11 protein-coding genes are annotated in these 21,150 nt (G+C 36.4%); 5 read left to right on the forward strand and 6 right to left on the reverse strand.

What is annotated here, in order from left to right; translation table 11 throughout:
* The first annotated feature begins 9 nt into the window (after nt 1-9).
* A complete protein-coding gene (locus DDD_RS08425) occupies nt 10-1,791 on the forward strand; it encodes a 1-deoxy-D-xylulose-5-phosphate synthase (protein WP_015362400.1) in 1,782 nt (593 codons plus the stop codon).
* Here the strand turns inward: DDD_RS08425 and DDD_RS08430 are convergent, their stop codons facing one another.
* Together DDD_RS08430 and dgt are read right to left on the reverse strand one after the other, a co-directional pair.
* The gene (locus tag DDD_RS08430) at nt 1,792-4,602 is read right to left on the reverse strand and encodes a T9SS type A sorting domain-containing protein (protein WP_015362401.1); all 2,811 of its coding nucleotides are present in this window, start codon (nt 4,600-4,602) and stop codon (nt 1,792-1,794) included. It lies immediately after the preceding gene.
* Nucleotides 4,603-4,655: 53 nt separating this feature from the next.
* Nucleotides 4,656-5,987 (reverse strand): dGTP triphosphohydrolase, encoded by a 1,332-nt coding sequence (gene dgt / locus DDD_RS08435; protein ID WP_015362402.1) that lies wholly within the window; start codon nt 5,985-5,987, stop codon nt 4,656-4,658.
* 179 nt (nt 5,988-6,166) lie between these two features.
* On the opposite strand from dgt, the gene DDD_RS08440 reads away from it, so the two are divergent.
* The 3 genes from DDD_RS08440 (at nt 6,167) to DDD_RS08450 (ending at nt 12,769) form a co-directional block, all read left to right on the forward strand.
* Nucleotides 6,167-7,438 carry a hypothetical protein gene (locus tag DDD_RS08440; protein ID WP_041567042.1) on the forward strand — a complete coding sequence of 424 codons (1,272 nt, stop codon included), beginning with the start codon at nt 6,167-6,169 and terminating at the stop codon, nt 7,436-7,438.
* An 83-nt stretch (nt 7,439-7,521) separates the two neighbouring features.
* Entirely contained in the window at nt 7,522-10,338 is a 2,817-nt protein-coding gene (locus DDD_RS08445; RefSeq protein WP_015362404.1) for a TonB-dependent receptor, read from the forward strand.
* A 172-nt stretch (nt 10,339-10,510) separates the two neighbouring features.
* On the forward strand, nt 10,511-12,769 hold the full coding sequence (locus DDD_RS08450; RefSeq protein WP_015362406.1) for an inorganic phosphate transporter: 2,259 nt from the start codon (nt 10,511-10,513) through the stop codon (nt 12,767-12,769).
* 458 nt (nt 12,770-13,227) lie between these two features.
* Here the strand turns inward: DDD_RS08450 and DDD_RS08455 are convergent, their stop codons facing one another.
* From DDD_RS08455 to DDD_RS08470, 4 genes are read right to left on the reverse strand one after another with little or no spacing between them, the layout of a single operon-like run.
* Nucleotides 13,228-16,776 carry an efflux RND transporter permease subunit gene (locus tag DDD_RS08455; protein WP_015362408.1) on the reverse strand — a complete coding sequence of 1,183 codons (3,549 nt, stop codon included), beginning with the start codon at nt 16,774-16,776 and terminating at the stop codon, nt 13,228-13,230.
* A gap of 3 nt (nt 16,777-16,779) precedes the next feature.
* Nucleotides 16,780-17,955 carry an efflux RND transporter periplasmic adaptor subunit gene (locus DDD_RS08460; RefSeq protein WP_015362409.1) on the reverse strand — a complete coding sequence of 392 codons (1,176 nt, stop codon included), beginning with the start codon at nt 17,953-17,955 and terminating at the stop codon, nt 16,780-16,782.
* Between the two features lie 21 nt (nt 17,956-17,976).
* A complete protein-coding gene (locus DDD_RS08465) occupies nt 17,977-19,356 on the reverse strand; it encodes a TolC family protein (protein ID WP_015362410.1) in 1,380 nt (459 codons plus the stop codon).
* Entirely contained in the window at nt 19,357-19,974 is a 618-nt protein-coding gene (locus tag DDD_RS08470) for a TetR/AcrR family transcriptional regulator (RefSeq protein ID WP_015362411.1), read from the reverse strand.
* A 135-nt stretch (nt 19,975-20,109) separates the two neighbouring features.
* Between DDD_RS08470 and DDD_RS08475 the strand changes: the two genes are divergently transcribed.
* Nucleotides 20,110-21,093: a polyprenyl synthetase family protein gene (locus tag DDD_RS08475; protein ID WP_015362412.1), complete on the forward strand. Its 984-nt coding sequence runs from the start codon at nt 20,110-20,112 to the stop codon at nt 21,091-21,093.
* The last annotated feature ends 57 nt before the right edge of the window (nt 21,094-21,150 follow it).

A 21,150-nucleotide genomic window follows, 5' to 3' on the forward strand; every position in this document is an offset into this window, starting at 1 on the left:
CTTTGACTTATGTCTGAGACTTTGCTAGAAACGATAGATAATCCTGATGATTTAAAACGCTTTCGCGAAAGCGAGCTAGAACAAATTGCTCAAGAATTAAGAGCTTTTATTATAGAAATAGTAGCTGCAAAAGAAGGTCACCTAGGTGCTAGTCTTGGTGTGGTAGAGTTGACTATTGCATTGCATTATGTTTTTAATACACCAGATGATCAATTGGTTTGGGATGTTGGGCATCAAGCTTATGGTCACAAGATACTTACCGGTCGACGTGATGTTTTTCATACCAATCGTGATTTAGGCGGGATTTCTGGTTTTCCTAAACGATCAGAAAGTGAGTACGATACCTTTGGAACTGGTCATAGTTCTACTTCTATAAGTGCTGCTCTAGGAATGGCGATGGCAAGTGCTTTAAAAAGCGAAGACAGAAAACATATTGCGGTAGTAGGCGATGCGAGTATTGCCAGCGGTATGGCGTTTGAAGCATTGAATCACGCTGGTGTAAGCGGTGCAGATTTATTAGTAATTCTCAACGATAATGCGATAGGAATAGACCCAAGTGTAGGCGCTTTAAAATATTACCTGACTAAAACCAAATCTGGTAAGGAAACTGGCAACGACAATATTTTTGAATCGCTCAACTTTGATTATTCTGGACCGATTGATGGTCATGATTTACCTCTTTTATTGAGCGAACTTAAAAGACAAAAAAGCTTAAAAGGACCAAGACTGTTACACGTGAGAACGGTGAAAGGGAAAGGACTGAAGCAGGCAGAAATAGATCAAGTGCGTTATCACGCACCAGGAAAATTTGATAAAATTACCGGAGAGATACAAGCGAGTGATAGTAGCAAGTTGCCACCTAAATTTCAGGATGTTTTTGGGCATACGATTGTAGAACTGGCTCAAGAAAATGAAAAAATAGTAGGGATTACACCTGCGATGCCTACAGGAAGTTCTATGAAAATGATGATGGAGGCGCTACCAGATCGTGCTTTTGACGTAGGAATTGCAGAGCAGCATGCAGTAACACTCGCTGCAGGAATGGCCACTCAAGGATTAGTGCCTTTTTGTAATGTGTATTCTACTTTTTTGCAACGTGCTTATGATCAAATTATTCATGACGTAGCACTGCAAAAGTTACCTGTGATTTTTTGTTTAGATCGTGCAGGTTTGGTCGGGAAAGACGGTGCGACGCATCACGGTATTTTTGACCTAGCTTATTTAAATTGTATTCCCGATATGATTATCGCAGCGCCTATGGATGCTGTGGAAATGAGAAATATGATGTTTACTGCTTCTCAAGGATTGGAATTACCCATTGCGATTAGATATCCGCGAGGTCGTGGCAAAATTGTGAATTGGAAACAACCTTTTAAAAAGCTAGAAATAGGTTCTTCAAGGTTGCTTAGGAAAGGTGAAAAGATTGCTGTTATAAGTATAGGACCAGTTGGGACGATGATTGAAGAATTGCTGGATCAAGAGAACCTTGCCTGTACTCATTTAGATATGCGCTTTTTAAAGCCTATTGATCAAAAAGCTATAGAGAGTATTTTTGAAAACCACGAACACGTCATTACCATTGAGGACGGAACTACAATCGGAGGTTTGGGAAGTGTTATTTGCGATCTAGCGGCTGGTTTTAATAAGGCTTTCGCGAAAGCGGAAACAGTAAAAATTCATAAACTAGGCATTCCAGATCAATTTATAGAACATGGCCCTACTGCCGATTTGTATAAAATCGCTGGAATAGATCGAGAGAGTGTTTTGAAATTAATTGACAGGTTGCTGTAATTATTTTATGATAATTTTCTCCGTGTGTAATTTACCCTTTGAAGACAGCTGAATGAGGTAAAAACCACTCTTCAAGGGAAGCTCAAGAGACGTTTCTTGTGATCCTATATCTTTTATAGTGTCAAACACTTGCTGACCGCTTAAATTAAAAACTTTGATCTCAGTTTCTGCAATTTCAGTGGTAGAAGAAATAGTAATATTACCATTAGAAACTGTAGGGTAAATCTGGATATTTAGATTTTCTAATTCAAATTCAGAGATACTTAAGGTATCAAAAGTACCGGTAAACATCCCGCGACCGTGTGTTGTAGCAAGAATAGTATTGTCTGCGGTTCTCAAGTCAAGGTCTACCACTCTCACGTTAGTCATTCCGTTTCTAAGCGGTTGCCATGTCGGATTTGCACTATTAAAATCACTTGTAGCAAAAACTCCTAATTCTGTTCCTATAATCACTTCTCCCGGTAATAATGGGTTGGGTAAGATGGCTTTAATGGGAATATCTGGAAGATTACCTTCCTTTGGGCTCCATGTAATTCCGCCATCATTGGTATACCAAATATTTTCTACTCCATAATTATGCATGGTAACATAAATTTCTTGTTCAGATAAACCAAACTCTACATCAGATACACTTCCTAAAAAGTTAGGGTCACTAATATTTAAAAAAATAGGGTTGCTGGTATTAGCATTTGTAACAATTAGAACAGTAGAAAATTCTGTACCTACCAGCAATGTGGTACTTGTTGTTGTGTATGGAGAAACTTTATAAGCTGTAGGTCTATTACCTGAGATCAAATTGTTTGAAATATTATCGCATATGGCTGCTGAAGCAAACAACTCGCACACTTCAATGGCATTTGTACCGTTGAAATTTCTCGAATTGGAATAAAGCACGTCCAGATTGCGATCGAGTTCTGCGACGTTAATAAAATCACCATCTGCATTAGGAGGATTATCGCTGCAATTAATCGTACTTGCACAATATCTAAAATCGTATTGTGGATAGCCTACCACTCTATGATTATTATATTGTGAGGTAATTACTGCGTAGCCATCTATATCATCTATCTCAGTATGGCCGCCATCTCCACCTAAAACTGGAGTAAAATCATTTGATCCTGCGATAGCATTATTAATGGCTTGAGTTCCATTATCCTGCGTGCCACCTACAATGTCATCGCCTCTACCTATGTTAGACGCTATACTGCCGTAATAAAACTGAGTAACATTATAGCCGTTAATTCTTGTGCTTATTGCATTAGAAGAAATATTTGCATTGCTAAAAGAGCTCGCCCATGATACTCCACCATCACTTCCTATTAGACCTTGATTAGTGTTTGTAGGATGAAAGGTAAGCGCATGAATATCTGCATGAACAAAAGGAGCGTTTATAAACTCAAGACCGAAGGCATCAATCCATTTGGAAATTTGATCCCAATTAGTACCACCGTCAGTGGATCTAAAAGTGTCTATTCCGCCGGCATAGATAATTTGATCGTTTGTAGGGTCTACTTCTATGACCAGATCATAAAAAGCTTGTCCTCGAGTGAAATCGTTAGGTGGTATGGAACTGTCTGCATCATCTGGTTCATTAATAGCCGTTGTTGTAAGTAAAGCGTCATTACTTACAAACAAGTCTCCTTGATTGAAAACTTGGGCGGCAACATAAAACAAATTAGGGTTAGTAGCGGAACAAGCTATTTCTACTCGATCTGCTCCAGGAATGGTGCTTTGAAGGTTCCAGTTCAACCCATCAGTAGATTTGTAAAGTCGTCCTCCACCGAAACTTGTTCCAGGAACTGTAATAGATCCCATGTACAGATTATTATCTGCGCTTATTTCAAAATCATTTGGTGCGATATAAAAAGTTTGACCACCGAAAGAATACTCCATAGATGGATTTTCTATTCTTGACCAGTTCGCGCCATTGTCACTACTGCGATATAGACCAGCGTTTTGAGCTCCGAGTATATTGTTAGGATTTGAAATATTGAAGTTAGGAGTTGCATAATTAGTAGACCCTATGCCTACATAAACTTCACTATTTCCGTTATTATCCCAAACTATCACATCGTTTATGAAAAATATTCCAGCGGTAAATAAATCAGATGGTGTATTTAATGTTCCTGCTCCTGCAGGCGTTATAGGGACTGCTGTCCAAGTGTTTCCTCCATCAGTTGTTTTATAAAGTCCATTTCCTACAGCTGCTCCAGCGGCATATTGTTCTCCAGTTCCTATATAAAAAGTCATAGAATCGTTAGGGTCAATGGCATAAGCACTAACGTTCAAGTTTGATGCTAGTCCAGGAATGATGTTCCAAGAAGAATTGTTGTCAGTAACGTCATTATTCACCCAAAGTCCACCGCTTACTCCACCAGCAAATACTCTATTGTAATCTATTCCATCACCATTATTTGCGCCTACATCATTAGGGTCGTAAAAGACGACTCTTGTTCTACCACCTACATTTGATGGTCCTCTTTCTTCCCAAGGTCTTGTACTGGAGCCAGGTGCGCTTTTTAAGATATTTGTATCAATTAATGCTACCTCATAAGGCGTAGGAAATCCTAATCGTGGATTCATAGTTAATTCCCACATACGCTCATTATAGGAATTAGGAGGTAAAGAAAGCTCTTTACGTTCTTTGCGTGATAAGTTTTTAGTTTCTTTAAAAGGACTATTTTCTACAAAAGCTTGATGCATTTCTCGAGCTTCTTTTGTAGATAATTCTTTTTCTCTGGAAATCTCGTTACAACCTGCTATTGCAGCTGTAATAAGAGCCAGACCAGCATAAACAAACCTTTTTTTCATAACATCATTTTTCTTCTCTAAAGATATTGATTTTATTAAACGATTCTAAGTATTTAAATCTTACCGTTAATCACTTGAAACAATGCGATGGACTTGCTGTCTGTCAAAGAAGCTACATAACCACAAACGTCTAGAATACGCTCATAAGTATTTGTTCCATTTAATTTCAATTCTTTACAGGATCTTAATATCAACTGATCGTAAGAAGTAGCGCAATCATTCAGTTCATTAATACTTGCGGTTACCGCAGCGGCTAGGATATCTTGCAAGATTTTATAACCAGCGATCTCTTTTTGAATCACTTCCTCATTTTGATATACCTTATTAACGGTAAGTCTTAAGATATCATCTATTTGAGCTTTATATTTAGACTTGTCTGTTAGCGCATGTTTGAAATTTCCAGCTAGTATCTCAGCTTCGTGTTTCATAAATAGCTCCACACAGTCTGTGATGAGGTTGTTAATGGCTAATGATCTTAAATAAGAAAGTCGTTCTTGAGTGGTAGAAAGTTGGGTGTAAACTTCTGTCCTTATGGTATCTCTTACTAGATTAATTAATTGTTCTAACGCATGATCTTCACTTATCCAGCCTAAATTGATACCGTCTTCAAAGTCAATGATGGTATAACAAATATCATCTGCCGCTTCTACAAGATAGGTAAGTGGATGACGGTAATGGGATTCTGGCGCATCGGTTTCATTTTCTAATCCTAATTCCTTTACGACGTCACTGAAGTGATCAAGGTCAGCTTGAAAAATTCCGTATTTCTTCTGTGAAATATGTTTGGATGGTCTATACGGTAGCGACTCTTTAGGATATTTTATAAATGCGCCTAGAGTAGCATAAGACAGTCTTAATCCGCCAGATGTTCCAGGAGTATCGAGATTTAATAATCGATATCCATTTGCATTTCCTTCGTAAGAAAGTAGGTCCTGTTGTTGCTTTCGCGAAAGCGTACTTATCATCTCAGCTCCTCGATCAGTTTTAAAAAAACTACCTATAGCTTTTTCCCCACTATGACCGAAAGGTGGATTACCTATGTCGTGTGCTAATGCTGCCGCAGCAACTATAGCTCCAAAATCTTGCTGTTTGTAACCAGAGTCCACAAGCTCTGGATGCTTTTCTAATATCAGTTTACCGGCCATTCTTCCTAAAGAACGCCCTACAACGCTCACTTCAAGACTATGTGTGAGTCTTGTGTGTACAAATCCAGTCTGACTTAAAGGAATTACTTGAGTTTTATCTTGTAGTGATCTAAAATGTTGTGAAAAAATAACACGGTCATAATCTACTTCAAAGCCTAAACGCAACTCATCTTGCAACGCACGAGGTCTAGGCTTTGTGTCGCCATATCTTTTAAGTGAAAGTAGTTGTTGCCAGTTCATTAAATATCAATTTTGGGTGCAAGATAAATTAATAAATAGAGACCTCAATTAACCTTAAGATAACATGCTTAACTGTAATTTAATAAAATGACCTTTTTTGATAATCTGTCTATAACGTCATTACTCAACTTTAAACTTTTCTTTGCAGCATCAAACTGAAAACTAAAATTCAAAAAAAGATGAAAAAATTATTTATTTCAATGTTAGCCATTGCTGCTCTAGCTATTACTAGCTGTGGTGATGATGATGATGCGATTTCTGGTCCAGATTTATCAGATAATCAAATTTCTGGTGTGATCTCAGAAAGTAAGACTCTTACAAACGATCGTATCTGGAATTTACAAGGTAGAACTACTGTTACAAGTGGAGCTGTATTAACTATCGAGCCAGGAACTATTATCAAAGGTTTGCCAGGTCAAGGAGCAAATGCTTCTGTACTTATTATAGCTAGAGGAGCTTCTATCCAAGCAAATGGTACTGCTGCTGAGCCTATCATATTCACTAGTATAGCAGATAATATCGCTTTAGGTCAAACTAACGGACCTAACCTTAACCAAAATGACCGCGGTCTTTGGGGTGGAGTTATCGTTTTAGGTAACGCACCTAGTTCATTAAGAGGTGATGTAGCTGCTGCACAAATCGAAGGTATTCCTGCAAGTGATACTAACGGTCTTTATGGAGGTTCAAATCCAGCAGATAACTCTGGTGTAATGAATTATGTATCTATCCGTCATGGTGGTACAAACATCGGTGAAGGTAACGAGATTAACGGTCTTACTCTAGGTGGAGTAGGAACTGGAACTACAATATCTAATATAGAAGTTGTAGCAAATGTTGATGATGGAATTGAGTTTTTCGGAGGTACTGTTAACGCAAGCAACTTATTTGTTTGGGCAGTAGGAGATGATGCTATCGATATCGATCAAGCTTATTCTGGTACTATTACAAATGCTGGTGTTGTTTTAGGTGATATTTCTGACCATGCTTTTGAAATTGATGGTCCAGAAGGTTCACTGAACGGTTCTTTTACAATCAACAACGCAACTATCTTTGGAAACGCAAATACTCCTAACGGTGAGTATGCAGATTACAGAAGTAGAGCTCAAGGAGCAACTAACAATGTTTATGCAACAGGTTTTAAATCATCTAGTGATGTTGAACTAGATAATAATGGTGTTGCTCAAAATTACTTAGATGGTGATCTTACATTCAGTAACTGGGTAATTAATCTACCATCAGGTGTAGCTGCTGCAAATGACATATTTGTTGAGAAAGTAGGTTGTGCACAAAACTGTGATGATGAAGATGATGCTAATGATATAGATGAAAATACAATTACTTCATTTACTTCAGATGCTACACAATGGGCAACTGCTGGTACTAGTGGAGGAGCGGATTTATCTGCTTTTTCTTGGACTTACTCTAATGCAACTGCAGGATTAGGATTCTAAACTGAATCATATTAAAACTATAATGCTCATCATAAAATAATATGATGAGCATTTTTTCAATTTAAAGATATAAATATTTAAAAATGCAAAATTCTAAACTTTTAGTGCTTGCAACCTTCTTTTTAGGTTTCTTTTATTCATTTGGACAAAATGGTACTCTTTCAGGTAAAGTAATAGATGGAGACTTTAACGATGTTCTAGCCTTTGCAAATGTTTCTGCAAAAGGGACAAACTATGGAACTGCATCAGATTTTGATGGGAAGTATTCTATAGAGATGGAGCCTGGAACTTACACTATAGTATTTACATTTGTAGGTTATAGTACTAAAGAAATCACAGATGTGGTTATCAAGTCAGGAGAAGTAACAAACTTAGATGTAACTCTTACTACTGCTGCTGATGCACTAGAAAGTGTTGTAATTACGGTTACTAAAAGGCAAAATTCAGAAAAAGCAGTTTTAGATGTACAAAAAAACGCAACTGTAGTACTTGATGGTCTTTCTTCAGAATCTATTAAAAAATCTGGATCATCTTCTGTTGCAAGCGCGGTAAAAGCGGTACCAGGTGTATCAGTTCAAGATGGTAAATTTGTTTATGTAAGAGGTCTAGGTGACCGTTACACTAAAACTTTATTGAACGGAATGGAAGTTCCAGGCTTAGATCCAGACAGGAATGCACTACAATTAGATATTTTTCCTACTGGTGTGATTGAAAACTTACAAGTAAAGAAATCTGCTACTGCAGATTTGACTTCTGATTTTACTGGTGGAATCGTTGATATATTAACTAAAGATATTCCATCAAGTGAAGAGTATTCCATTAGTTTAAGTTTAGGATACAATCCTTCTATGCACTTCAATGATGATTACTTAAGTTACAATGGTAGTGATACAGATTTTCTAGGCTTTGATGATGGTCAAAGAGATTCTCCTATAGCTATAGGAACTACTATACCTTTATTACAGCAAGATGGGCAGTTTGTAAGAACCTTAACTCAAAGTTTTAATCCAGAACTTGCTGCGATGAGAGAGAAAAGCTTCATGGACTTCGGTTTTAGCTTTGCAGGTGGTAACAAGTATAAGTTTGAAAGTGGTAATGCTTTAGGATTTACTGCTTCTCTTGCTTATAAAAATGAAACTGAATTTTACGACAATTTCATTGATGGTCAAGTATTCAGAAAAAGAGCAGATACCTCAAACAATGATCCTAGAGTAGATAGAACTCAACAAGGTTCCATAGGAACAAATAACGTATTATTAAATGGATTATTAGGGGTAACCTATAAAACACAGTATTCAAAATACCGTATCAATTTACTGCATATTCAAAATGGAGAATCTAATGCAGCTTTAATTTTTCAAGAAAATGCTGAGCGTTCCTCAAACCAAATCAAAAAAGACGTTTTAACCTATACAGAACGTTCTTTAACTAACGTTCTTATTTCTGGAGAGCACACAAATGAAGATGGGTCATGGAACACAGAGTGGAAAATAGCTCCAACACTTTCAAGAGTAGACGATAAAGATTTTAGAACCACTCCATTTAGAATTGATGGAGGTGTACCAACAATAGAACCTTCTGAAGCAGGAGATCCTACAAGATTATTTAGAGAGCTTGAAGAAATTAACTTAGCATCTAGATTAGACCTAACTAAAAAGCATAAATTGTTTTCAGAAGCTGCAAAACTTCGATTCGGAGCAGGCTTTACCTATAAAAACAGAGATTTTGCAGTAGATCAATATTCATTTATTTTGCAAAACTTCCAAAGTTCACAATTTAATGGTGACCCTAATCAAATATTAGATCCAGCAAATATTTATGATCCAGCTACCGGTTCTGGAGTTGCAGTAAGATCAGATTTTAATATTACTAACAACTTTGATTCTCAGATAACAATAGGAAGTGCTTATGTTTCTGATGAATTTCAAATTACTAATAGATTAAAATCTATCGTAGGACTTAGATTTGAAAAATTTGATTTAACCTATTCAGGTCAGAATCAACAAGGACAGATTTCAGATAATGCTAAGTTCATTGATAAAGCAGACTTATTCCCTAGCTTAAACTTAATTTACGATCTAAACGAGGCAAGAAGTTTCAAGTTGAGAGGATCTTATTCAAGAACAACAGCACGACCATCTTTTAAAGAAGCGTCAGATGCTGAGATTTTTGATCCGGTTTCTAACTTTTTCTTCATAGGTAATCGAGATATCCAGCCTACTTATATTAACAATATAGATTTAAGGATTGAAAACTATGGTAATGGAAGCGATTTCTTTGCCTTCAGTACTTTCTATAAAGACTTTACAGATCCTATAGAGCTTAGTTTTATTAGAGAAGCAGAAGGGCAGTTTACACCACTTAACTTAGGAAATGCTACAGTTTTAGGAGCAGAAGTTGAAGTAAGAAAGAATCTAGGTTTTATTACTCCTGGCCTTAAAAACTTCAATACTACTTTAAATGTTTCTGTAATTGATTCTCAACAAAACTATAGTGAAGATGAAGAAGCAAATAGAAGAGATACATTAAGAGACGGCGAGACTCTTGATGATACAAGACCATTGCAAGGTCAGTCTCCTTATCTTATTAATGCTGGTTTAGTTTATGAAACTGAGAATGACTTGAGAATCGGTACATTTTTTAATGTTCAAGGTAGAACATTACAGATTGTAGGTTCTGGTGATATTCCTGATGTGTACACTTTACCTTTTAACTCTCTTAATTTAACTGCAAATAAAACTTTTGGAGATAAAATCAAGCATAGCTTTGGTATCAAGGTAGAAAATATTTTAGGTGACGATGTAGAAAGTGAGTATGAATTTTTTGGAGCGGAGAATAGAACCTTCTCTTTCCGTAGTCCAGAAACAGCTTTTTCTTTAAGTTACGGGATTAAATTTTAAGTAATTAATTTTACTCTTTGAAAAAAGACCACTCGCACGAGTGGTCTTTTTTTGTTTAAAAGGATTGTAATTATTCCGCTTTCGCGAAAGCGGTAACCTCATTCATAACAGTAGCGTAACATTTAATCTATCGATATAGCCGACTTTTGCAGACTGAATAAAAACTAAGTAAATGTCTGATATTTATATATACATGCTTATTATTCTTGCTGGTCTAGCCATTACGGACTTAGTAGTAGGAGTGAGCAATGATGCAGTGAATTTCTTAAATAGTGCTATAGGTTCTAAAGCGATAAGTTTTAAGACTATTATGATTATTGCGAGTATAGGTATTGCCTTTGGAGCAATATCTTCCAGCGGTATGATGGAAGTCGCGCGTAAAGGGATTTTCAATCCTGGGGAATTTTTCTTTGATGAGGTCATGATCATCTTTATGGCGGTAATGATTACTGATATTTTACTACTAGATTTCTTTAATAGCTTAGGTTTACCTACTTCTACAACGGTTTCTATAGTCTTTGAGTTGTTAGGTGCAGCGGTATGTATGTCTGTTATCAAGATCAATCAAAATGACGGTGACACCATTTTAAATTTAGGTAAATACATCGCAACAGACACTGCGATTGATATCATACTAGGTATTTTACTCTCAGTCGTCGTGGCATTTATTATAGGTGGACTAGTGCAGTTCTTCTCGAGGTTGTTATTAACGTTTGACTTTAGAAATAGACCTAATTATCTCGCTGCCTTATTCGGCGGTTTTTCTTTAACTAGTTTGTTCTACTTTATCATTTTTAAAGGTCTTAAAGGAGCTGATCTAGGTTTTGTGACAGAGTTTCTTACTTCAACTGATGTCTATACATTTATAGGTGTTTCTTTTATCTTCTGGAGTATCATCAGTTTTATATATGTTTTTGCTTTAAAGCTAGATATTTATAAGCTCATTATTATTTTAGGAACTTTCGGTCTAGCAATGGCTTTTGCAGGAAATGATCTAGTGAATTTTATAGGAGTTCCTATAGGAGCTTATCAAGCATGGGAATTTGCAGAAGGTACAGGTCTTAAAGCTAGTGAGATTAACATGTCATTTTTAGGAGAGAAATTACCTTCTAATAAATGGTTGCTCGTTGCTGCTGGATTGATCATGGTGGCAACCTTGTGGTTTTCTTCTAAAGCTCAGGCTGTTGTAAAAACCTCTGTAGATCTTGCAAGACAAGACTCAGGAACAGAGCGTTTTCAATCTAATTTTCTTTCTAGATTATTAGTACGTTATTCTTTACTAGCTGCAGAAGGAATAGAGCGTATTGTACCGGAAAGAACGGCAAATTACATAAGCTCTAGATTTGAAAAAGCACCAGCTCCAGCAATAGTACCTAAGCATGCAGATAAGCCTGCATTTGATTACGTAAGAGCATCAGTAAATCTTATGGTTGCCAGTATATTAATTTCTGTAGCTACTTCTTACAAGCTGCCACTTTCTACGACTTACGTTACTTTCATGGTAGCAATGGGAACCTCGTTAGCAGATAAGGCTTGGGGAACAGAAAGTGCCGTTTATAGAATTGCAGGTGTATTAAATGTAATAGGCGGATGGTTCTTCACGGCTTTCAGTGCTTTTACTGCGGCAGCCTTATTTGCTTACATTATTTACATAGGTGGTATGTATGCTGTTGTAGGTCTAGTAGTACTAGCTGTGCTATTATTGATACGTAGTTTTATAGGCCATAAAAAATCTCAGAAAAAACAAGAAGAGACAGAAGAACTTAAAAAAGCAGAAAGTAAAACCATACAAGGAATCATTAATGAAAGCTCTGATAATGTGGCGACTGTTTTTAAACGTTCTAAGCGCATCTATAAAAACACTCTTGATGGCTTGATTGCGCAGGATCTGACGATTCTAAAGACTTCTAAAAAAGAAAGTAAAAAATTATCTGGTGAGATCGATGTCTTAAGAGATAACATTTATTTCTTTATTAAAAACCTAGATGAGAAAAACTTAGGAGCAAGTAAGTTTTACATTGAGGTACTCGGTAATCTTCAAGATATTTCGCAATCGCTCGATTACATTGCAAAATCTAGCAATAAGCACATTAGTAATAATCACAAGAGCCTTAAGTTTACTCAAATTAAAGATCTTAAAGAGATTATCTTACGTATTCATGAAATATTTGATGACGCACAAGAAATTTTTACGACAAAAGATTTCAATAGTTTAGAGACTATAATTTTAGAGAAGAGACAGCTGATTGAACTGGTTAATGAGAAAATCGATAAGCAAGTACATAGAACTAAGGATGATGAAGAGTCGCCTAAGAATACCACGCTTTACTTTAGTTTGCTGCTAGAAACTAGAGACTTGATGAACCAGACCATACACATCGTGGAGCAATATTACCGCGAGTTTGACGCTTCTGACAGGAATTTGATGTAATAAAAAGTTGGTGTTGATCTTGCTTTCGCGAAAGCGGAATAGTTAACCCACATTTTGAACGTAACATCGTATTTTAACGTGAGTTCGATATAAGAATACTAGACATTTAAAGTTTAAAATATTGATGTTCAACTCCTCGCTTTAGAAAAGGCGAGGACAGATTGACCTCGTCGCACCAGCGACGATGCAATCAGGAGTGGTTGAAAGTCCCAAACCGTTGAAAGAATTCAATTCTATTTATTATAAAAACAAAAATCAAACTAACTTATTGAATATCAATCATTATTACGTCGAACTCACCTTATTTTATCTAAAGGAGTATGTATAGGAAGTGTTTGAATCACTTCAGGAAGCTATTAAATTGATATTTCAGCTTCATACAAGTACAAAACGATGAACAATAAAAAAGGCATTTAACAATCGTTAAATGCCTTTTTAGCGTAAATAAAAGAATGTCGTTATGCTACTTGTTGATCTTCTTCAAACTCACCTGTGATTCTTTGAGTTTCTTCAACTCTTTCAGGATTTTTAAATCGCTGAAATCTCAACTTTGCTCTGTGTACAAGATATAATAAAACAGGTACAATAATCAGCGTTAAGAACGTGGCAAATAATAAACCGAAGATTACGGTCCATGCTAGTGGTCCCCAAAAGATCACGTTATCTCCACCCATATATATTTTAGGATCAAACTGGCTAAACAAACTAAAGAAGTCAATATTAAAACCTATCGCCAGAGGAATTAATCCCAACACGGTTGTGATTGCAGTAAGAAGTACTGGTCTCAAACGAGCTTTACCAGCTTGAACGATCGCAGCAAATGAATCTTCTTTGCTTATCAAGTGTTTATCGTCATCTATTCCTAATTCTTCTCTTCTACGCAGTTTGAGTATGTCTACGTAATCGATTAAAACTACACTGTTGTTTACCACAATACCTGCAAGGGAGATGATTCCCATCATGGTCATCATAATAACAAACGGCCATCCTGTTACCATTAATCCTAAGAACACTCCTATAAAACTTAGGAATATAGAAATCATGATGATAGTAGGCTTAGAAATACCTCCAAATTGGAAAATCAGGATGAAGAAAATCAATAATAGTCCAACCATTAAAGCGGTCATAAGAAAGGCTTGTTGTTTGTTTTGCTCTTCTAGTTGTCCAGTATAATCGATTTTAATACCATCAGAAAGACCCTCAAAATCCAGCATTTCGTTTTGGATTTGCGCAACTGCTGCGCCAGCATCGCTATAGCCTGGTTTCAGAGCACTGTACACGGTCACCACACGCTGATTATCTTTATGCTTAATGGCACTAAATCCAGAAACGTTTTCTTGAGTAGTAACAGCACTTACTGGAATTTCTAATACTTGACCAGATGCCATATCTCTATAAGTAATACGCTGATTGAACAACGAGCTGCGATCGTATCTATTCTCCTCGTTGAATCTTACATAAATATCGTAATCTTCTCCATCTTTCTTATAAATACCAGCTTTCTCTCCAAATATAGATCTACGCAATTGCATTCCTACTTGACTAGCGCTTATTCCTAATTCTCCTGCTTTCTCGCGATCTACTTTTACTTGTAGGGCAGGTTTGCTTTTATTTACATCAATCTTTAACTCGTCAACAGGAGCGATGTTTTTCTCGTTGAGAAATTTCACCATACGCTCTGCCGTAACAATTAATTCTTCATAATCATCACCTTGAAGCTCAACGTTAATAGGGTAACCAGCCGGCGGACCAGCAGCATCTTTTTCTACGCTTATAGCTATACCAGGAAACTTTCCTTGAACGGCTTCTTGTACTTTTTTACGTAAGATCTCACTGTCAGCACCATTACGGTATTTGTATTCACGCATAGAAGCAGTGATTTTCCCTTTATTAGGCATTTCAGCAGCACTACCACCATCTGTTTGTGGATTGCCAGCTCCTTCACCTACTTGAGAAACAGTACTTTCTACAAGGAAGTTTCTACCATCTTCAACATACATGTCTTGATTGATCACATCATAAACGATACTCTCAATTTCTTTGGTAGTCTTGTTAGTTTTATTGATAGAAGTACCTTGTGGATACTCGATATACACAATAATCTGGTTGGGTTTATTCTCTGGGAAAAACTCGACTTTTGTACGGCCAGTTCCTACAGACCATCCAAAATACAGCGCTAATACTCCAAAAAACATTACAGCCATACCAGCGGTAAAGAAATAGGGTGTTTTACCTCTAAGGGCAAACCTTAAAAATCGCTCGTATGCGTTATCTAACCACTTTAATATTCTACGTTGAAAAAATAAAGTAGCTCCTTTAACCACATATTTATACAGCCATAATAATATTACAGTTAGTACCATTACAGAACCTATACCTCTTATTGCGCCACCAAAAAGTAAGATAAGAACTCCTATTCCACCCATAACAGCGGTGATGAGAAGTAATTTCTTTACGGGAATGTTTTTTTCATCAATACTCATGTATTTTGAAACGAGCATAGAATTAAAGAATATAGCAACTACCAGTGAACTACCTAAAACTACCGATAGCGTTATAGGGAAGTATTTCATAAATTCTCCCATAACTCCTGGCCATAAACCTATAGGTACAAATGCAGCAACAGTAGTTAACGTAGATATAATAATAGGAACAGCGATTTCTCCAATTCCTATTTTTGCAGCTTTTGTGCGGGACATGCCTTCCTCGTCCATCAATCGGTAGACGTTTTCTACTACCACAATACCATTATCTACAAGCATTCCTAATCCCATAATCATGGCAAAAAGAATCATCGTGTTTAAGGTGTAACCCAAGAAGTTGAGGATGATAAAGCTCATTAACATAGACATAGGAATTGCAAAACCTACGAAAAGCGCATTCCTAAACCCTAAGAAAAACATCAAAACAGTAACAACGAGAATTACTCCAAAAATGATATTGTTAACCAAGTCATCTACTTGATTAAGTGTTCTACTAGAACCATCGTTAGTAATAGTAACTTCTATATTGTCTGGTATTTTACCATTCTCTTTGGCGTCAGCAATAATTTTTCTAATACTTTCTGATGCAGTAATCATGTTTTTTCCAGACGACTTCTTTACATCAATCATCACAACCGCGTCGCCAGATTCTCTTGCATAAGTGGTTTTATCCTCTTCTTTAAAGTTCACTTCAGCAATATCTTTTAGATAGATGGCGCCATTTTCATTTTTAACAACAAAGCGATCCAGCTGACTAGGTGTTGTAATTTCACCCAGAATTCTAATAGTACGACGCTGGTTTTCGGTCTTGATATTTCCAGCACTCATGGTTGCATTCCCACCACGTACAGCATTGATCACGTTGTCAAAGCTTACAGCAGCAGCAGTCATTTTGTAAATATCTACAGCGATTTCTACCTCTAATTCTTGAGCACCTCTTATACTTGCTTCTTTGATTTCTTGAAGTCCTTCAATTTCATCTTGTAAAAACTCTGCATATTCTTTAAGTTTTCTTACCGTATATGCTTCACCTCTCAAGTTGATGTTCATGATAGGTACTTCTTCACTCATTTTAAGATCAAACACATTTGGTTCTACCTTAGCATTATTAAAAGTAGGCCAGTCTTCGTTTGCAGTTTCTACATCTACTTCATCTTTGACTTTTTGCTTTGCTTCTTCTACAGAAATGCTGGAGCCTAGGATAGAACCTTCTTCAAATTCTACCGTGATAATGGAGTAGTCTTCTTGAGATGTAGAAAGTACCTCTGCAACACCAGAAATGTTTTTCAGTCGGTCCTCAAGAGGATCGGTGATGAGACGCTCTATATCTTCAGCGGTATTACCAGGATAAACACTAGAAATATATATTTTAGTTTCTTTTACTTCAGGGAAATCTTCACGAGGCATCGCAAAGTATCCTTGTACTCCTAGAATAAGAACTAGTCCTATCAAGATCCAAATTACAGTCGAGTTATTGATTGCCCACGAGGAAAATCCAAACTCTTTTTCACTTTTCTTACCCATTTCTTAAGCTTTTTTGATTCTTATTTGCTGATCTTCCTTAACACTACGTGCACCTTCAACTATAATGCGATCTCCTTTTTCAAGGCCATCGGTGATCTCGATCATGTTTTCACTGGTTTTACCAGTTTGAATAACTCTCCTTTTCGCGACAGCGGTATCAAATTGATCACCACTCTTTAAATCACTAGCAATCATCACGTATTGATCTCCATTTTGATTTTCACTAATTACAGCCAGTGGAATTAATATCGCCTCTTTATTTGTGTAATCATTAATTTTAAGTCTAGCCGTAAGGTTAGGTTTAATAGCGCCTTCCTTGTTTTCTACCGGGATTTCGATTCTAAAGGATCTATTTGCTGGATTAATGAAAGAGCTGGTCTGTCGCACATTGCTTTCTACAGTTTTGCCTAAAACTGGAAACTCTACTTTTACATTTGTTCCTTCGTTAACGGAAGAAATATATGTTTCTGGAACTTCTACTTCTATGTACATATTATTGAGGTTCACAATTCTCAAAATTTGAGTCATGCCTGGACTTACTGTGTTTCCTTGTTCTGTTATAACGTCATCTATAACTCCTGAGAAAGGTGCTGTAATGATCGTTTTTGCCAGCTGTTGTTGCATAGATTTAATCGCATTTTCTTGAGCCTCATAATTTGCTTTAGCTTGTAGATACTGAATCTCAGAACCTATCTTCTGATTCCATAATCGCTCTTGACGCTCAAAAGTAGTTTTTGCAAGTTGCGCTTGTACTTTCATTTGCTCAATGCTCTGTGACATTCCACCGTCATCAATTTTTGCAAGGCGCTGTCCTTTTGAGACTCTTTGTCCTTCTTTTACATAGACATTAGTTAAAATCCCTGCGGTTTCTGGCATTAGGGTAATGTTCTGTTTAGTGTCCACACTACCTTGTAACTCAATGAAGTGATTGAACATTGTATCTTGTACTGTTGAGATGCTTACAAGTGCGCCATCTTTCTGTACACTATTCTTATCAAGGTAATTCTCAATAGCTTTGATTTCATTTTCCAACTCTTTCTTTTGATTGAGTAGTTCTGTCTTCTTTTGAGCTATTACTTGAGTGTCTCCTGTTGCGATTAACTCGTCAACGGTAGGCGCTTTATCACCACATGAGGTGAGTATAAAAAGGCTTATAAATAAAATGCTTAATTTTTTCATGATATATAATTCAGTGGTGGTTTAGTTCTGTTTTATGAATTCTGGTGTGTTGAGAATGGTTTCAAGATTTGCTTTTTCACTTATAACTTGAAACATGCTCTGTAGGTAATTTGATTGCGTACTATACAATTGAGTTTGTGCTTGTCTTAAATCAAAGCTTGTAGCAATACCTTCTTTAAACTTGATGTTGTTTTTATTTTCTATACGCTCAGCAAGTGTAAGATTTTCTTTATTTGTTCTGTAATTATCAATTGCGATTTGGTAATTATTAAGCGCAGTTTGATAATTCAATAAAATTTCTTGAGTCGTACGGTCTAAATCAGTTTTGGCTTGATCCCAAGCTATCTTTGCGCGATCTGTTCTGGCTTGTCTTCCCAAAGAACTAAAAATAGGAACTGATAAACTTACTCCTGCCACACTCTGACCGAACCACCTATTATCTCCATCAAAAAACACAAAATCTTCTCCGAACGATTGAATCCCATAATTCAGAAATCCTGACAGCGTAGGAAGTGCCTTGGCTCGTTCTAATTTGTATTCTAGCCTTCTCTGTTCAGTAAAATTTGTTGCGATCTGGAAATCGGCATTGTTCTCTAGATTTAATGTTTCTTCATTTAAGCTAGGATCCATATTTTGAATAGCTAGAGCAGCTAGATCTTCTTCTAGAATGATCTCTTGATCTAAATTGATTCCTAAAGCCAGTTTCAACATATCAAGAGCAATATCTTCTTGTCTTTTTGCACTGTTTAGTTGGTTTTCTAGTTGCGCTTTAGTGATTCTAAGCTGTTCTACATCCTCTTCCTCGGCAAGACCGTTTTCATAAATCTTAGTGGTTTCTTCAAGGTTTTTATTTAGTGTAGTTAGGTTACGTTCTACGATAGAAATGTTCTCTTGTGTAAGAAGCACTCCACCGTAAGCATTGATAATTCCTTTTCTTACCTCAAGTTTGGCTTTGTTATTTGCGTTTTCAGAAAAATCAAGAAAAGTTTCTGAAGCTTCTAAAGCTACTATGTATGAACCGTCAAAAATCAATTGGCTTAATGTTGCGTTGAGATTTGCCGTCTGTCGTGGAGCACCAGGAATTGCTGTAAAACTACCAGGAGCTGCGTTGTCGTCAAAAAATATTCCAGGTAGAACAATCACAGGCGTTTTCACGTTGTAGTTGTAATCGATACCAGCATTAATCTGCGGTAATCCAGTAGATGTGGTTTCCCATTTCTGTTTCAATGCTTTTGCGATGTCTCTTTTGGCATTGATGGCTTGGTAATTATTTTCGAGTCCATAGTTAATGGCTTCTTCTAGCGTGAAGCTGTAGGAATCTTGAGTAGAGGTTTGTTGTGAGTGCGCTTTCGCGAAAGCGAGAACACTAAAAACCCATACATATAAAAATTTATAGTTCATTTAATCGTGGTTTGAGTTGGTGATTTTGTTTAATATTTTACGTCCTTGCGGAGTTACAATTCCTCTAATGTGGTAATCTAAATACTGATCATAAAGCTCATTAACAGGGTATTTTTGAGCAGGAAATATGTTTAGGTTTTTGATGCCTTGAATACCGATGAAGTACATACGAGCGACAAAGTCAGCATCTATATTATCTCGATATAATCCTTTTTCAATGCCTCTCGTAACATTCTTCTTGATGCAATTTTCCATATGCGCATATTGCATATCGGTAATTTTTTTATGAGTATCAGGATAGTATTTTTGTAATTGATAAACAGGTGATGTGTCGTCTCCTTTCAAGTGTTCCATGACAAATTTCTTCACGGTGTAAAGCTCTTCAATGGCATTTTCATTTTCACCATCTACGATTTGATCGACACCATTGCAAATGTGAGTACACAGTTGTAAGGAGGAAACATCAACCAGTTGGTTTTTATTTTTAAAATGATTGTACAAGGTTTTCTTGCTCATTCCTAGCTTGGTAGCAATTTCATCCATTGTTACACTTTTAAAACCAAGTGTTAGAAATAAATCTAGTGATGTTTGAATAATATGTTCCTTAATTGTAGCCATTTTGAATTTAAGATCGTGCAAATATACCGTTAGGAAACTTTAGAAACCCATAAAGTTTCCTAAGTTTTACAATTATTTAACAAGACAATTAATAATTCCTACAAAAAAGAAAAATGCAACAGTTATTTTTACCGCATGAATACATTGAAATCCCTTAGAACTACATTTTTAGAAGAGCTCAAATCAAAAGTTACTGCTACAGAGCCAGCTGGATTGTACGATCCAGTTCATTACATACTTGATTTAGGCGGTAAACGTTTACGCCCGTTACTGACTTTAATGAGTGCTGAAATGTATGGAGCTACTGCCAAAGATGCTATGAACGCTGCCATTGCGGTTGAGGTATTTCATAATTTTACATTACTCCACGATGATATCATGGATGCTGCAGACTTGCGACGTGGTAAGGAAACAGTGCATAAAAAGTGGGATGTCAATACTGGAATCCTTACTGGAGATGCCATGCTTATTATGGCCTACCGTCTTTTTGAAGATTATGATAAAGATAAATTTTACCAGCTTAATAAGGTCTTTTCAAGAACAGCACTTGAGGTTTGTGAAGGACAGCAGCATGATGTTGACTTTGAGACGAGAGATGATGTTAGTGTTCCAGAATATTTAAATATGATCAAGCTTAAGACATCTGTTCTTGTAGGTTGTGCTTTACAAATGGGTGCTATTATTGCAGGAGTTGATGAAAAAGAGCAGGAACTTATATACGATTACGGAATTAATCTTGGGCTTGCATTTCAATTAATGGACGATTATTTAGATGCCTTTGGAGACCCAGAAACTTTTGGGAAAGAAGTAGGTGGAGATATACGAGAGAATAAAAAAACCTACTTGTATTTAAAAAGTATTGAAAATAATGATTGTGCTACAGAACTTAAAGAATGGTTTGCCCTGCACTTTGAGAACATGACTGAGGAGCAAATAGATGAGAAGAAAGAAACGGTAAAAGTTTTCTTTGAGCAAAGCGGTGGCGCAAAAGCAACTCTAGATGCTATTGAGTCATATACCCAAAAGGCCTTAAAAAATATCGAGGAATTATCTATCGCTCCAGAAAGCAAAAAGCAATTAACTGATTTCTCATTACAATTAATGGGACGTAAAAGCTAAAGGTATAGCTTAAAAAAAGTCTTATCATTCTCTTGTTTTGAATGTGACGATTTCTAG

Source organism: Nonlabens dokdonensis DSW-6, from assembly GCF_000332115.1.
In the GTDB taxonomy this organism is placed as follows: Bacteria; Bacteroidota; Bacteroidia; order Flavobacteriales; family Flavobacteriaceae; genus Nonlabens; species Nonlabens dokdonensis.

Excerpts from the sequence above, each read along its gene's own strand:
- DDD_RS08450 (WP_015362406.1), top strand. The coding sequence starts at position 10,511 with ATGTCTGATATTTATATATACATGCTTATTATTCTTGCTGGTCTAGCC.
- DDD_RS08470 (WP_015362411.1), bottom strand. The coding sequence starts at position 19,974 with ATGGCTACAATTAAGGAACATATTATTCAAACATCACTAGATTTATTT.
- DDD_RS08430 (WP_015362401.1), bottom strand. The coding sequence starts at position 4,602 with ATGAAAAAAAGGTTTGTTTATGCTGGTCTGGCTCTTATTACAGCTGCA.
- DDD_RS08460 (WP_015362409.1), bottom strand. The coding sequence starts at position 17,955 with ATGAAAAAATTAAGCATTTTATTTATAAGCCTTTTTATACTCACCTCA.
- DDD_RS08455 (WP_015362408.1), bottom strand. The coding sequence starts at position 16,776 with ATGGGTAAGAAAAGTGAAAAAGAGTTTGGATTTTCCTCGTGGGCAATC.
- DDD_RS08425 (WP_015362400.1), top strand. The coding sequence starts at position 10 with ATGTCTGAGACTTTGCTAGAAACGATAGATAATCCTGATGATTTAAAA.
- dgt (WP_015362402.1), bottom strand. The coding sequence starts at position 5,987 with ATGAACTGGCAACAACTACTTTCACTTAAAAGATATGGCGACACAAAG.
- DDD_RS08445 (WP_015362404.1), top strand. The coding sequence starts at position 7,522 with ATGCAAAATTCTAAACTTTTAGTGCTTGCAACCTTCTTTTTAGGTTTC.
- DDD_RS08465 (WP_015362410.1), bottom strand. The coding sequence starts at position 19,356 with ATGAACTATAAATTTTTATATGTATGGGTTTTTAGTGTTCTCGCTTTC.
- DDD_RS08475 (WP_015362412.1), top strand. The coding sequence starts at position 20,110 with ATGAATACATTGAAATCCCTTAGAACTACATTTTTAGAAGAGCTCAAA.
- DDD_RS08440 (WP_041567042.1), top strand. The coding sequence starts at position 6,167 with ATGAAAAAATTATTTATTTCAATGTTAGCCATTGCTGCTCTAGCTATT.